Genomic DNA, 14,448 nt, shown 5'->3' on the forward strand with positions numbered 1-14,448 from the left:
CCGGTGGGTTACCCAGGTCCCGCGTCCGGGGGCGATGCGGACACCCGGACCGACCGGGCAACCTGTGTGATCGCCCAGGTTCGTCATGCCGGTGGCGGGGCTGCCCAGCCCGCCAGGCGACCTGATGTCTCCTGTTGATGTTCCGGGCCGGGTGGCGTGGTTCCCGGGCCGGGCGGCCGTGTGGACGCCGGGGGCGTTCGGCCCGCCGGGGCGGCCTTCCGCGGCGCCGGTCCGGGTTCGCCGCAGGTCCGCGTTCGCCGCCGGTCCGTGGTCATGTCAGTCCACGATCGTGAGGATTTCCGCTGTCGGCCGCCGCGAGGCGGGCTCGACCGGGCGGCCTCCGGGCAGCGGGTAGCCGACAAGAAAGATCATTTGGACGTGGCCGGTGCTGCGAAGCAGCTCACGCACCCTGACCCGGATGGCGTCGATGTCCTCGGCGTGCCCGACCGGGCGGGCCGCCGCACCGTGCGCCGTGGCCGTCAGCAGTATCCGCGCGACCGCCTGGCCGGCGGCAAGCCGGTCGACGGGCCGGTCCGCGTCCGTCCCGAGCGCGACGACCGTCGGCCGCCGCAGCCCCGCGGGCGGAGTGGGCACGCCGGTGCGGCGTCCGACGGCGTCCGGGGCGGTCCCGCCGGCCGCGTCCGGGGTACCGGCCGTACCTGTTGTGGCATGCGTGCCGATCGTGATCGGTGCGCCGGTCCAGTCGGCCGCGGTGTGGCGGCCCATGGCGCCCAGCCACACGCTGTCCACGCTCAGGGCGGCCACGTCGGCGGCGCTCAGCGTGGCCAGCCAGCAGCCTTCGGCTTCGGCCGCCTTCGTGAGCGCTGCGGTGATCGTGGCCGGCACCGGGGCGGGACGCAGCGGCTGACGATCGGTGATCCGGGACCGCGTGGCCGCGATGAGCGCCCGCTCCTCGGTGTCGGGCGGGCGCGCGGTGCCGGCCCGGATGGTGGCCAGTGGCTCCCTGCCCGCGAGGTCCATGTCGAGATCGGCGTATCCGGGCCCGTCCGGCAGGAGGGTCACCGCCGGGAGCAGGTCGCGGGCTCGCAGCGCCAGGCGCGCGTGGTACAGGGCCGCGCCGCAGCTGATCAGCAGCTGCCGCCCGTCCGGGTCGATGGCGCCGAGCAGGAGGGACGGGTCCGTGAACAGTTCGAGGCGTCCGGTGCCGGCGAACCAGTGCCACGGCTGGGTGTCGTGGATCGACGGTGCCAGTGCGGCCTCGGCGACGACTTCCTCGATCTGCTCAGGGGAGGGCACTACGCCGGTTGTCGACATGATCTTCACCGTCCCTGTCTCTCGCCGTGTCTCCCGCGGTCTCCCGCGCTGTCGGGTCTTCCTCGTTTCTTCCCCTCCAGAGCCCTGCCCCTCGCTCGGGCATCCCGAGTCCTGTCCCTCGGGGAAGCTCCCTTCCTGGCTGCGCTGTGTGATCGCACTGATGCCGTCAGTGTGTTCGGGGCCTCTCCTGGGTGTTACTTCGCGTAGCTGGATGAACGCGGAAAAAATTTCCACGAAGTGCTTGCGATCATGAAACTCGGACGTTTCGTCGTGTATGTTTGTCCCTGCCGGCGGAAAGCCGGGAGACATCCGAACCAGATTCACTGCTCGGATGGCCCCCATCCCCGGCCCGACGCTCACTGTGAGTGTTCGGGGGAGTCGTCGAGGCGGCCACCGGATGATCCGGTGCGGTTTGACTCAACGAAATTCCGACAGTAACTTTCGAGAAGTTGTCCCGGACGAACATCGAAAGATGTTCGACGGTGAACGCTTGCTCCTTGAGAACTCAACAGCGTGCCGAAAGTCAGTGCCATGAATCTCGTCCGTGTCGGGTGCTGTCGGGCCTAGTGTGGGTCTGGTGGTGTCTGGTGCGACGATTATGTAATTCCTTTGGCACGACAGGATGATCTACGGATCTTTTGTCGATGTCGGGGTCGGCCCAGCCGTGCAGGTTGGGTTCTCTTCTTGTCATCGCTCTGTCTGGCTGGTTTCTGCGGGCTGTGTAAGTCTGTGGGGGCTGTGTTGGATGGGTGTGATATAAGGCAGCAACGGAGAGTTTGATCCTGGCTCAGGACGAACGCTGGCGGCGTGCTTAACACATGCAAGTCGAGCGGGGGACTTCGGTCTCCAGCGGCGAACGGGTGAGTAACACGTGGGCAACCTGCCCCGAGCTCTGGGATAACTTCGGGAAACCGGGGCTAATACCGGATATGACATTGCCGGGCATCTGGTGGTGTGGAAAGATTTATCGGCTCGGGATGGGCCCGCGGCCTATCAGCTTGTTGGTGGGGTGATGGCCTACCAAGGCGACGACGGGTAGCCGGCCTGAGAGGGCGATCGGCCACACTGGGACTGAGACACGGCCCAGACTCCTACGGGAGGCAGCAGTGGGGAATATTGCGCAATGGGCGGAAGCCTGACGCAGCGACGCCGCGTGGGGGATGACGGCCTTCGGGTTGTAAACCTCTTTCAGCAGGGACGAAGCGCAAGTGACGGTACCTGCAGAAGAAGCACCGGCCAACTACGTGCCAGCAGCCGCGGTAATACGTAGGGTGCAAGCGTTGTCCGGAATTATTGGGCGTAAAGAGCTCGTAGGCGGCTTGTCGCGTCGGCTGTGAAATCCCGGGGCTCAACTCCGGGCGTGCAGTCGATACGGGCAGGCTAGAGTCCGGCAGGGGAGACTGGAATTCCTGGTGTAGCGGTGAAATGCGCAGATATCAGGAGGAACACCGGTGGCGAAGGCGGGTCTCTGGGCCGGTACTGACGCTAAGGAGCGAAAGCGTGGGGAGCGAACAGGATTAGATACCCTGGTAGTCCACGCCGTAAACGTTGGGCGCTAGGTGTGGGGGACCTTCCACGGCCTCCGTGCCGCAGCTAACGCATTAAGCGCCCCGCCTGGGGAGTACGGCCGCAAGGCTAAAACTCAAAGGAATTGACGGGGGCCCGCACAAGCGGCGGAGCATGTGGCTTAATTCGATGCAACGCGAAGAACCTTACCAAGGCTTGACATGCAGGGAAATCTCGTAGAGATACGGGGTCCGTAAGGGCTCTGCACAGGTGGTGCATGGCTGTCGTCAGCTCGTGTCGTGAGATGTTGGGTTAAGTCCCGCAACGAGCGCAACCCTCGTTCTATGTTGCCAGCGAGTAATGTCGGGGACTCATAGGAGACTGCCGGGGTCAACTCGGAGGAAGGTGGGGATGACGTCAAGTCATCATGCCCCTTACGTCTTGGGCTGCACACATGCTACAATGGCCGGTACAAAGGGCTGCGATGCCGTGAGGTGGAGCGAATCCCAAAAAGCCGGTCTCAGTTCGGATCGGGGTCTGCAACTCGACCCCGTGAAGTCGGAGTCGCTAGTAATCGCAGATCAGCAATGCTGCGGTGAATACGTTCCCGGGCCTTGTACACACCGCCCGTCACGTCACGAAAGTCGGTAACACCCGAAGCCGGTGGCCCAACCCTTGTGGGGGGAGCCGTCGAAGGTGGGACCGGCGATTGGGACGAAGTCGTAACAAGGTAGCCGTACCGGAAGGTGCGGCTGGATCACCTCCTTTCTAAGGAGCGTTCTGGCGCATGACCTGTGAGGGTTGTGTGTTCAGGGGCCAGTGCCGGATGTTCAGGCCGGCCTGGTGCTCGATGGCGTGGAACGCTGACTGGTTGGATCTTTTCTGGCTGCTGCTGGATGTCTAGTACGCCTTGTCCTCCGTGTGGGGGTGGGGGTGGAACGGGTCTGGTGGGGGTGGGAGGGGTCTACGTGGCACGCTGTTGGGTCCTGAGGGAGTGAGTGTGCTTCCTTGGCGATCGGGGTGCCCTTCTGGTGGCTGTGTGTGGGCTGCTGGGGGGGTGCGGTCGTGAGTGCGGACCATCTGCTGTCGTGGGACTGCCATCCGGTGTGGTGGTGGGCCGCGGTGGGGGTGGGTGGGGCCGTCTGTATCTTGAGAACTACACAGTGGACGCGAGCATCTTTGTGGCCAAGTTAGTAAGGGCACACGGTGGATGCCTTGGCACCAGGAGCCGATGAAGGACGTGGGAGGCTGCGATATGCCTCGGGGAGCTGTCAACCGAGCTGTGATCCGAGGATTTCCGAATGGGGAAACCCGGCAGGGCTTGAAATCCTGTCACCCGCGCCTGAACACATAGGGCGCGTGGAGGGAACGCGGGGAAGTGAAACATCTCATTACCCGCAGGAAGAGAAAACAACCGTGATTCCGTGAGTAGTGGCGAGCGAAAGCGGATGAGGCTAAACCGATGGCGTGTGAGAGCCGGCAGGCGTTGCGTGGTCGGGGTTGTGGGAGCGTTCGGGCGGATCTGCCGATCTGTCGAGGAGTGAGAAAGCGTCGTGTTAGTCGAAGGTCATGCGAATGGACTGCCGTAGAGGGTAAGAGTCCCGTAGGCGAAAGCATGGCGTCTCCTGAGCGTTATCCCAAGTAGCACGGAGCCCGTGAAATTCCGTGTGAATCTGGCGGGACCACCCGCTAAGCCTAAATACTCCCTGGTGACCGATAGCGGACGAGTACCGTGAGGGAAAGGTGAAAAGTACCCCGGGAGGGGAGTGAAATAGTACCTGAAACCGTGTGCTTACAATCCGTGGGAGCGGGGGCTTGCCCCTGTGACCGCGTGCCTTTTGAAGAATGAGCCTGCGAGTTTGCGATGTGTGGCGAGGTTAACCTTTGTGGGGGAGCCGTAGCGAAAGCGAGTCCGAACAGGGCGTTTGAGTCGCATGTCCAAGACCCGAAGCCGAGTGATCTATCCATGGCCAGGTTGAAGCGCGGGTAAGACCGTGTGGAGGACCGAACCCACCAGGGTTGAAAACCTGGGGGATGAGCTGTGGATAGGGGTGAAAGGCCAATCAAACTCGGTGATAGCTGGTTCTCCCCGAAATGCATTTAGGTGCAGCGTCACGTGTTTCTTGCCGGAGGTAGAGCACTGGATGGCCTAGGGGGCCTACAAGCTTACTGAAGTCAGCCAAACTCCGAATGCCGGTAAGTGAAGCGTGGCAGTGAGACTGCGGGGGATAAGCTTCGTAGTCGAGAGGGAAACAGCCCAGATCGCCAGCTAAGGCCCCTAAGCGTGCGCTAAGTGGGAAAGGATGTGGAGTCGCGGAGACAACCAGGAGGTTGGCTTAGAAGCAGCCACCCTTGAAAGAGTGCGTAATAGCTCACTGGTCAAGTGGTTCTGCGCCGACAATGTAGCGGGGCTCAAGCGCACCGCCGAAGCTGCGGCATACACACGTGTGTGTATGGGTAGGGGAGCGTCGTGTGGCGTGTGAAGCGGCGGGGTGACCCAGCCGTGGATGCTACACGAGTGAGAATGCAGGCATGAGTAGCGAATGACGGGTGAGAATCCCGTCCGCCGGATGACTAAGGGTTCCTGGGGCAGGCTAATCCGCCCAGGGTGAGTCGGGACCTAAGGCGAGGCCGACAGGCGTAGTCGATGGATAACGGGTTGATATTCCCGTACCGGCGCTGATGCGTCCATGCTGAACCTGGTTCGTGCTAACCGTCCGAGCCATGTCCTGCTTTCGGGTGGGGTGTGGGGAGCGCGGGATCCCGGCTGGTAGTAGGCAAGCGATGGGGTGACGCAGGAGGGTAGTCCAGCCCAGGCGGTGGTTGTCCTGGGGCAAGGGTGTAGGGTGAGGCATAGGTAAATCCGTGTCTTGTGTGCCTGAGACCTGATGCCGAGCCGATTGTGGCGAAGTGGATGATCCCATGCTGCCGAGAAAAGCCTCTAGCGAGTGTCAGGGCCGCCCGTACCCGAAACCGACACAGGTGGTCAGGTAGAGAATACCAAGGCGAGCGAGTGAACTGTGGTTAAGGAACTCGGCAAAATGCCCCCGTAACTTCGGGAGAAGGGGGGCCGTTGTCCGTGTAGGGGCTGTGCCTCCGAAGCGGATAGTGGCCGCAGAGACCAGGGGAAAGCGACTGTTTACTAAAAACACAGCTCCGTGCGAAGTCGTAAGACGATGTATACGGAGTGACGCCTGCCCGGTGCTGGAACGTTAAGGGGACGGGTGAGCATTTCGGTGCGAAGCTCAGAACTTAAGCGCCAGTAAACGGCGGTGGTAACTATAACCATCCTAAGGTAGCGAAATTCCTTGTCGGGTAAGTTCCGACCTGCACGAATGGCGTAACGACTTTCCTACTGTCTCAACCACAGACTCGGCGAAATTGCATTACGAGTAAAGATGCTCGTTACGCGCGGCAGGACGGAAAGACCCCGGGACCTTTACTATAGCTTGATATTGGTGCTCGGTTCGGCTTGTGTAGGATAGGTGGGAGACTGTGAAGTCGGAACGTCAGTTTCGGTGGAGTCGCTGTTGAAATACCACTCTGGTCGAATTGGGTGTCTAACTTGGGTCCGTGATCCGGATCAGGGACAGTGTCAGGTGGGTAGTTTAACTGGGGCGGTTGCCTCCTAAAGGGTAACGGAGGCGCCCAAAGGTTCCCTCAGCCTGGTTGGCAATCAGGTGTCGAGTGCAAGTGCACAAGGGAGCTTGACTGTGAGACAGACATGTCGAGCAGGTGCGAAAGCAGGGACTAGTGATCCGGCGGTGGCTTGTGGAAGCGCCGTCGCTCAACGGATAAAAGGTACCCCGGGGATAACAGGCTGATCTTGCCCAAGAGTCCATATCGACGGCAAGGTTTGGCACCTCGATGTCGGCTCGTCGCATCCTGGGGCTGGAGTAGGTCCCAAGGGTTGGGCTGTTCGCCCATTAAAGCGGTACGCGAGCTGGGTTTAGAACGTCGTGAGACAGTTCGGTCCCTATCCGCCGCGCGCGCAGGAGACTTGAGAAGGGCTGTCCCTAGTACGAGAGGACCGGGACGGACGAACCTCTGGTGTGCCAGTTGTTCTGCCAAGGGCACGGCTGGTTGGCTACGTTCGGGAGGGATAACCGCTGAAAGCATCTAAGCGGGAAGCCTGCTTCGAGATGAGGTCTCCCACAGGGTGAACCTGGTAAGGCCCCCGAGTAGATGATCGGGTTGATAGGCCGGAGGTGGGCGTACGGTAACGTATGGAGCTGACCGGTACTAATAGGCCGAGGGCTTGTCTTCGAAGGTGTTGCGCGTCCACTGTGTGGTTCTGGGGGTATGGCCGGTTTCCGGTTGTAGTCTCGTGGTGTTTCGGTGGTTATGGCGAAGGGGAAACGCCCGGTTCCATTCCGAACCCGGTAGCTAAGCCCTTCTGCGCCGATGGTACTGCGTGGGTGGCTGCGTGGGAGAGTAGGTCGCTGCCGGACTTGTGTGTGGTGGGGAGGGGCTGCCCGGTTTCGGGTGGCCCCTCTTCGTCATGCACGAAAACCCCACCCGCACGGGTCAGCGTATGCGGTAGCGCCTGGCTGGACGCCTGCCACGGCTGGCCAGGCCGGCCTGCGGAGCCGAGCGGGCGGGTTGCCGGGGTCGCGGCGAACCAGCTTCCGGTGCGCCAACCCGCGGCCTGCCCGCCGTCCCCAGAGGGCCGGATGACGACGGGGACGTGCCGATACGTAGATCGCGTTCGTACACGCCGGCGAGGACGCTGCTTACCCGTGCCTGCGTGGAGCCACGGGTAAGCGTCAGGCGGGCCAGCCTGGCGTCCACTGTGACGCCGCTGCCGCTGCGAGCACTGGGACCCTCCACACGCGCCGCGGAAACGACGGCGGTTTTTCCAGCGCTTTTCCCGGCGCTGAGCGAACTGGCGACCGAGATCGCATGGCTGATCGGGATGGCGTACCCGGCCCGCAGCCCGGCGGGTAGGTACTCGTTGAACGCGGTCGCCGCCGTGTCCATCCCGATGACCTCACCGGCCGAGCTGACCAGCGGGCCGCCGGAGAACCCGGGTCTGATGGCGACGTCGGTTTTGATCAGCCCGGAGAGGTCCTCGGGGTTGCGGCCGTCGGAGTCGGTCGCGGTAATGCTCTGGTTGAGCGCGGTGATCCTGCCGGAGACGATCTCGGGTGCCCCGCCTTCGGCATTGCCGATGGCGGCGACGGAGTCACCGACCCCGACCCTCGAGGAGTCACCGATCGGAACCGCGGTAAGCCCGGAGGCGCCCTGCAACCGCAGGACCGCGACATCGTCGGTCGTGTCCGTCCCGACGACCGACGCCTGGTAGGAACGGCCGCTGCTGGCGACGGTGACGGTGATGGCGTCGGCGTCCGCGATGACGTGGTTGTTGGTGAGCACTTCGCCGGAGGCGTTCAGCACCATACCGGTGCCCGCCGCGGAGGCGTTCTGCGAGGTGATCCTGGAAAAAATTCTCACCACTCCGGGAAGTACCCGGTCGGTGGCCGCCGACAGCTGCGCGGGAACGGGGCTGCCAGCGGCGGTAAAAGCATCCGGAATGGTGAAGGTCTGAAGCGCCCGGGTGGCGGCCGGCGCGTTTACACCACCGCCCGGAGCAGCAGTTCCAGTATCGGTGCCGATGACGCCGGAGGCCGGGCTGACGGCCCCGACCACTATTACCGCGCAGCCGGCGACAGCGCTGCGCAGCCGCGGTCTCCGCCGGGCGGGACGTGATACGGATCGCCAGGGCTTTTCGCCCGTTACCGCTCCGGGAACTGTTTGCTGTGCTCCGTCGGTGCCGGGGCTTTCCTGGCCGGTTGTGACCTCACCCACTGTGACCTTCACCTACCCTGAGTCTGCTCTGTTGGGCGACGTCCGTTGATCTAAGACAATCGCGTGGCAAACCTCGGGTAATCACGATCGCCGCGATGCGGGGCACATCACGCCCAGGACACACCGGCCCGGATTCGGTATCCGTCACATTCACCGGAAACCGGTTGCGGATTATGTGCGGGCGCCGGGGCCTCGATTACGTGCCCGCCGGTCATCCTCGTTCGGGTGGCGAAAGGCGACCTGATCGAGGCCGGGCACCGGGTGCAGGGCAGGGGTTCAGGGCAGGTCGGTGTTGGTTCCTGTCCCTGGCCGGTCGAAGAGGAAGATTTCCTCGATGGTCAGGCCGAAGATGTCGGCGAGGGTGAATGCGAGGGGAAGGCTGGGGTCGTACCGTCCGGTCTCGATCGCGTTGATGGTCTGCCGGGACACCCGGCATCGGTCGGCCAGGTCGGCCTGGCTCCACCGGCGTTCCGCCCGCAGCACGCGCAGCCGGTTCTTCATCGGCGCAGACGGGTGCGCAGGTCCGCGATCAGGAGCCACATCGCCACGCCACCAATGGTGATCGCCTGAACGAGCTGGCGTAGCTGGACGATGTCGGCGGCGTCGAGCAGGGCGGCTATCTGCAGCCCTACCATCACCGCGGCAAAGGCGATCGCCATGCTCTCCAGCTGGATCTTGCGCTGGTACTCGTCGGCGCGGCGGAAGGCTCGCAGCAGCACCCATGCCACGGCGAGCGTGAACGCGCCGCTGATGCCGAGCCACCAGGCCTTCTGGGCGGCGCTCTGGTCGGGACTGCTGCCCAGGGCCAGTGCGATCCCACCGAGGGTGGCGACGGGCAGACCGTCCAGGAAGATCGCCCTGCGCGCGGTGCGTGTCATGTTGTCCTGTCGTATTTTATCGATCATGTTCTCAATGTAAAGCATACTTTCCATTGAGACAAGCCTTGTTGTCATGAGCGGTCCGGTGCGTCGATCATTCCGCCTGCCGGATGCGAGACTGCTGCCCGTGATGGAGCTGGACGGTGCGCCGCCCAACGTTAATGATCTTGCCGTGTTGGCGCTGACGAACTACGGCCACTTCACGACCATGCTGGTCGAGTGCCAGCGGGTGCGCGGGCTGTCGCTGCACCTGAAGCGGCTGGCCCACGACTGCAGGCTGCTCTTCGACGCCGAACTGGACGTCGACCGGGTCCGTCATCTTGCCCGCCGGGCAACGCGTCCCATCGGCGCGGGCTCCTGTGTGCTCCGGATAACCGTCTTCGACCCGGCGCTCGAGGTGGGGCATCCGAGCCTACGGGCGCAGCCGCGCGTCCTGGTGAACACCAGGCCGGCACCCGCCGCGCCGTTGCCGCCGCTGCGCGTCCGCTCGGTCGCGTACCGCCGGAACATGCCGGCGGTCAAACACGTGGGCCTTTTCGACGCGCTGCGCCACCGCCGTGCCGCGCAGCTCAACGGCTTCGACGACGTCATCTTCACCGAGGCCGCCCCCGGCATCGCCTCTCCCGCCTCGAAGGGCCTGGCCCCGGAGAGCGTGCTGTCAGAGGGTCTGGTGCCAGAGGGCCTGACATCGGGGGGCGCGGTCTCGGAGAGCCGGGCCGCTCCGAAGGGGCTGGCCTCGCGGAGCCGGGCCGCACAGAGCCGGGTCTCGGAAAGCTCGGCCCTGGAGGGCTCTGGCCCGCGGAGTTCGAGCCCGGGGAGCATCACCTCGGGGGGCGGCAACCCGACGGATCTCGTCTCGGAGGGTGCCACCTGGAACGTCGGCTGCTTCGACGGCGACCACGTGATCTGGCCTGCCGCGGACTGCCTGCGCGGCGTGACCATGCAGCTGCTCCAGCGGACGCACGAACGCACGATCATCGCACCGGTCGACTGGCTGGGACTGGTCGGTATGCAGGCCGCGTTCGCCACCAACGCGGCCGTCGGCGTACGCGCGATCGCCGCGGTCGACGACCGGGAACTGGCAGCCGATCACCCGATCGTCGAAACCCTCCGCCGGGAATACCTCAGCATCCCCGGCGAACCGTTGTAGAGCCGCCATGACGTTCCGCAACGCCGGCCAGGCGACGCGGGGAGACGCATTCCGAAAGCGGTGAACCGGAAAGCGGTGAAATGGTAGTGGCGGAGCGCCCCGCGGCCCCGTGCGTACCCGTACCGTTATTCGGAGGCAGCTCGTCGCAACGAGTTCTTCCGGCTCTGGATGACCTCGTCGACGAGGCCGTACTCGACCGCCTCGTTCGCGTCGAGGATCTTGTCGCGTTCGACGTCCCGGCGGATCTGGTCGGGGCTCCGGTTGGTGTGCCGGGCGAGGATCGTCTCCAGCAGATCCCGCATCCGCAGGATCTCCCGGGCGTGGATCTCCAGGTCGCTCGACTGCCCCTGGCTCTGGCTGGACGGCTGGTCGAGCAGTATCCGGCTGTTGCTGAGAGCGAACCGTTTGCCGGGTGTCCCGGCCGCGAGCAGGACGGCCGCCCCGGAGACGGCCTGCCCGAGGCAGAGGGTCTGGATGTCGGGCCGGACGAACTGCAGCGTGTCGTAGATCGCCATCAGCGCGGTGAACGAGCCGCCCGGGGAATTGATGTAGAGCGAGATATCGCGGTCGGCATCCTCGCCCTCAAGGTAGAGCAGCTGCGCCATGATGTCGTTCGCGGAAACGTCGTCGATCTGCGTGCCAAGGAAGATGATGCGTTCCTTCAGCAGCTTGGAGTAGGGATCCATCCCATATTCGCCGCGGGAGGTGCGTTCGATGATGTTGGGCAGGACGTAACGGTTCACAGCGGTGCGTGTCATGTGCTTCTCTCTCGGTTCGGCCGGGTGCTGCGCGACCGCGGTGGCCGGCAGGGGCGCACCCGTGCGGTCAGGGTCGGGACGGGTGGTTGAGCATATGGGCGGGCTGTCATCCACCGCCGAAGAAGGCCCGCCACTGTTCGACGGAACGGGGGCGGAACACCGCGTTGCCGCTGCGTACCGTCGACATCGGCGCGCTGGGCTGCGCCGAGTAGAAGTGACCGGGGTAGACGACGGTGTCGTCGGGCAGCGCGGCCAGCTGCTGCAGGCTCGTGTACATGGCGTCGGGGTCACCGCCGGGGAAGTCGGTGCGTCCGCAGCCTTCCAGGAAGAGCGTGTCACCGGCGACCAGCCGGCCGTCCACCAGGAAGCACTGGCTGCCCGGGGTGTGCCCGGGGGTGTGCAGCAGGCGGACGGGCACGGCGCCGACGTCGAGCACGTCGTCGTGGTCGTGGCCGACGAGGTCGGTGATGGACACACCGGTGGTGCGCCACACCCACTCGCGCTCGTCCCGCTGCACATGCACCGGGACCTGGACGCGGGCGAGCAGCTCCGCCAGGCCCGGCAGGACGAAACCGAACATCTCGCCGCCGACATGATCGGGGTGGTGATGGGTGACCAGGGCACCGGTCAGTCGCATCCCGTCGTCAGCCAGCACCGAGAGAAGATCGTCGACCGCGTACGCCGGGTCGATCACCACCGCATCCCGGGTCTCCCGGTCCCCGATCAGGTACGTAAAGTTGACCATCTGGGTTGCCACCGGGTTGCCGACGGCATAGTCCCGTCCGGACAGCAACTGACGAAAGTACAGACGGTTGACCATTGGCCCAGACTACGGCCGGGGCCGGCGCGACGGCGGTCGGCCGGAACCATCATGCCGGAATTCGCCGATCAGCGGATCCTGCGATCGGCGGCGGGACACGGCGGCCAGGGGCGGTGGGAACCAGCCTCTGCCACGTCCACGCGGTGCGGGTGCCCGGGGGCGAAGAACGGGCCTGGCCGGAGAACCGTTCTGTCACGTCCCGGTGGGGAGGGCGCCCCCGGTGATCCAGGCGGCGGTTGCGGAGCCGATGATGCCGCTGCTTTTGATCCAGGCGAAATGGTCGTTGACGATCACCCCGGAGCCGTCATCGACGTGCCAGCGGGTGACCTGGGCGGCGCGCATCCTGCCGCACAGGAAGTCGACGTTGGGACGCGGGCCGAGCGGGTCGCCCGCTATCGAGATCACCAGTACCGGCAGGTCGAACGTGCGCAGCGCCTCGTTGTAGTCCCGCCCGCTGCCGCGGGGCTGGTAGCGCCCGTTGCGGATGTGTCGGGCCCAGTCGGTCATCACACCGCCGGCCATCGGCGCGGGGATCACCATGCCGCCCGGCCAGTACCCACGGATCCGGGACACCAGGCCGATGATCTGCCCCTGCCAGAGCGCGACGAGCCGGCGCCCGCGGGCGAAGGACCGCCAGTAGACGCTGCTGGTCGCGATCACGCAGGCACCGGCGATCTCCTTCGATGCCGAAGCCGTGTACAGCAGCGCGAGCTGGCCGCCGAGGCTGTGCCCGAACAGGTACACCGGCGCCTGCGGCAGGCGTGCCCGCAGCGCCGCGAGAACTGTCGGAAGATCCACTTCCAGCAGCTCGCGGTAGCCGAAGTTGGGCTGCTCGCGCAGGCCCGGTGTGCTTTCCCCCTGGGCCCGCAGATCGCAGGTGGCGGCGGACAGGCCGGCGGTGAACAGCGCCTTCGCCAACGGCCGGTAGAACTTCGCCTTCATCCCCATGGCCGGCAGGATCAGCACGACCGGGGCGGTCGGGTCGTCATGCTCGAGCAGCCGAATCACAAAGGTCACGTTGTCGTCGGTCGTGACGTGAATCGCTTCCGGTGTTGCCAGCTCCGACGGCTGTACGGCCGGGCCATCGGTGGCGGCGTTACGGTCGGTCCCACGTACGGACATGTAAGCCTCTCATCGGAGTGGAATCGGCCATTCCGCCGCGGCTGGCTGCCGACGGCAGGTCAGGCTGCCAACGACAGTCAGGATGTGCCGGGATTCCGACCGGACGAGACGCCGCTGTGACCTGTGATCAGGTGCTTCGTCCCGCGCGGGTTCACGTCCTGCACGGTAGGCGACCGCGGTCGGGGGCCACAACCGGACGGGCGGAAACCGACGGCACGATTGCCAGAACCGATGACGCGATTGCCACCACGCGCCACCGGCATCCAGCGCGGTCGGGCCCCACCTCCGGTGAAAACGGCCGCTCCAGGAGGCCTGACGCCCAGGCCACCCAGCCCCGTAGGCGGAAACCGCTGTCGGGACGATGGAAGTCACCTACGGCCTCGGCCGACGCCCGTCGGCTGTCGGTGGAAAGCGCTGTCGGAACGACGGTTTCCACCGACAGCCTCAGCCGCCGTAGGTCGAAACCGCTGTCGGGATGACGGAAGTCACCTACACGGTGGGCCGCTCGAAGGAGGAGCGTCCGACGAGCCTTATGGGCGATTTTCGGAATGGGATCATGAGCTGCGAAGACAGGCGGGCATCGCTGTCCCGTCGCACCGTTTCTCGGCCGGCCCGGTTGACAACGGCTCGCCGCCAGCNCGCCAGCCGAGTCGCCGCCAGTCGAGTCGTTGTCAGTCGAGTCGTTGTCAGTCGGGCCGGCCGTGGTCGGCCGGGTGCAGGGCGCGCAGCAGGGCCTCGCCCTGGACATGGCGGGACGCGAGGCTGACGGCGGCGTCGGGCACGACGACGTCGAAGCCGTGTGTGGCGTTCGGGTAGATGTGCAGCTCCACCGGCACGTCGGCCTGCGCGAGCCGGGTGGCGAACGTCAGCGCCTCGTCCCGGGCCAGCTCGAGATCGCCGAGGATCAGCGCGGTCGGCGGCAGCCCGGCGAGGTCCGTGGCGCGGGCCGGCGCGGCGTAGGCCGGCACGTCCGCGGCGTCGGCCACCGGGCCGAGGTAGCTGCGCCAGCCCCGCTGGGAGCCGGCCCGGTTCCAGGTGCGCGGGTCGGTGATGGCCTGGCTGGAGACCGTGGTGTGCCGGTCATCGAGTACGGGTGCGTGCAGCAGCAGCAGGGACGGCAGGGGCTCCTGC

The 14,448-nt window shown here is 65.3% G+C and carries 9 protein-coding genes and 3 rRNA genes; 4 read left to right on the plus strand and 8 right to left on the minus strand.

Features of this window, described 5'->3' with window-relative positions; translation table 11 throughout:
* Positions 1-276: 276 nt before the first annotated feature.
* Positions 277-1,275 (minus strand): nitroreductase family protein, encoded by a 999-nt coding sequence (locus tag FrCorBMG51_RS09715; RefSeq protein ID WP_047222793.1) that lies wholly within the window; start codon positions 1,273-1,275, stop codon positions 277-279.
* Positions 1,276-2,039: 764 nt separating this feature from the next.
* Between FrCorBMG51_RS09715 and FrCorBMG51_RS09720 the strand changes: the two genes are divergently transcribed.
* The 3 genes from FrCorBMG51_RS09720 (at position 2,040) to rrf (ending at position 7,232) form a co-directional block, all read left to right on the plus strand.
* Positions 2,040-3,549, plus strand: a 16S ribosomal RNA gene (locus FrCorBMG51_RS09720).
* Between the two features lie 415 nt (positions 3,550-3,964).
* Positions 3,965-7,047, plus strand: a 23S ribosomal RNA gene (locus FrCorBMG51_RS09725).
* A 68-nt stretch (positions 7,048-7,115) separates the two neighbouring features.
* Positions 7,116-7,232, plus strand: a 5S ribosomal RNA gene (gene rrf / locus FrCorBMG51_RS09730).
* Together the 16S, 23S and 5S rRNA genes form the textbook arrangement of a ribosomal RNA operon.
* Before the next feature lie 76 nt (positions 7,233-7,308).
* On the opposite strand, the gene FrCorBMG51_RS09735 is transcribed toward rrf, so the two are convergent.
* The 3 genes from FrCorBMG51_RS09735 to FrCorBMG51_RS09745 all read right to left on the minus strand — a co-directional run bounded on the left by FrCorBMG51_RS09735 (position 7,309) and on the right by FrCorBMG51_RS09745 (position 9,494).
* Positions 7,309-8,430, minus strand: a complete 1,122-nt coding sequence (locus FrCorBMG51_RS09735) for a S1C family serine protease (protein WP_052914517.1) — start codon at positions 8,428-8,430, stop codon at positions 7,309-7,311.
* 435 nt (positions 8,431-8,865) lie between these two features.
* The gene (locus FrCorBMG51_RS09740) at positions 8,866-9,090 is read right to left on the minus strand and encodes a helix-turn-helix transcriptional regulator (protein ID WP_047222752.1); all 225 of its coding nucleotides are present in this window, start codon (positions 9,088-9,090) and stop codon (positions 8,866-8,868) included.
* Positions 9,087-9,494 carry a hypothetical protein gene (locus FrCorBMG51_RS09745; RefSeq protein ID WP_235433461.1) on the minus strand — a complete coding sequence of 136 codons (408 nt, stop codon included), beginning with the start codon at positions 9,492-9,494 and terminating at the stop codon, positions 9,087-9,089. Before FrCorBMG51_RS09745 ends, FrCorBMG51_RS09740 begins: the two co-directional genes overlap by 4 nt.
* Positions 9,495-9,597: 103 nt before the next feature.
* Between FrCorBMG51_RS09745 and FrCorBMG51_RS29505 the strand changes: the two genes are divergently transcribed.
* Entirely contained in the window at positions 9,598-10,617 is a 1,020-nt protein-coding gene (locus tag FrCorBMG51_RS29505) for an aminotransferase class IV (RefSeq protein ID WP_052914518.1), read from the plus strand.
* Positions 10,618-10,742: 125 nt separating this feature from the next.
* Here FrCorBMG51_RS29505 and FrCorBMG51_RS09760 read toward each other — a convergent pair whose 3' ends face one another.
* The 4 genes from FrCorBMG51_RS09760 to FrCorBMG51_RS28960 all read right to left on the minus strand — a co-directional run.
* On the minus strand, positions 10,743-11,375 hold the full coding sequence (locus tag FrCorBMG51_RS09760) for an ATP-dependent Clp protease proteolytic subunit (protein WP_013873776.1): 633 nt from the start codon (positions 11,373-11,375) through the stop codon (positions 10,743-10,745).
* Between the two features lie 106 nt (positions 11,376-11,481).
* Positions 11,482-12,195: an MBL fold metallo-hydrolase gene (locus FrCorBMG51_RS09765; RefSeq protein WP_047222754.1), complete on the minus strand. Its 714-nt coding sequence runs from the start codon at positions 12,193-12,195 to the stop codon at positions 11,482-11,484.
* Between the two features lie 192 nt (positions 12,196-12,387).
* Positions 12,388-13,317 (minus strand): alpha/beta hydrolase family protein, encoded by a 930-nt coding sequence (locus FrCorBMG51_RS09770; RefSeq protein WP_047222755.1) that lies wholly within the window; start codon positions 13,315-13,317, stop codon positions 12,388-12,390.
* A gap of 686 nt (positions 13,318-14,003) precedes the next feature.
* Positions 14,004-14,448: alpha/beta hydrolase fold domain-containing protein (locus FrCorBMG51_RS28960; protein WP_162233192.1), on the minus strand; the 445-nt coding region annotated here is incomplete at its 5' end.

The sequence above is a fragment of the Protofrankia coriariae genome, assembly GCF_001017755.1.
GTDB lineage: Bacteria > Actinomycetota > Actinomycetes > Frankiales > Frankiaceae > Protofrankia > Protofrankia coriariae.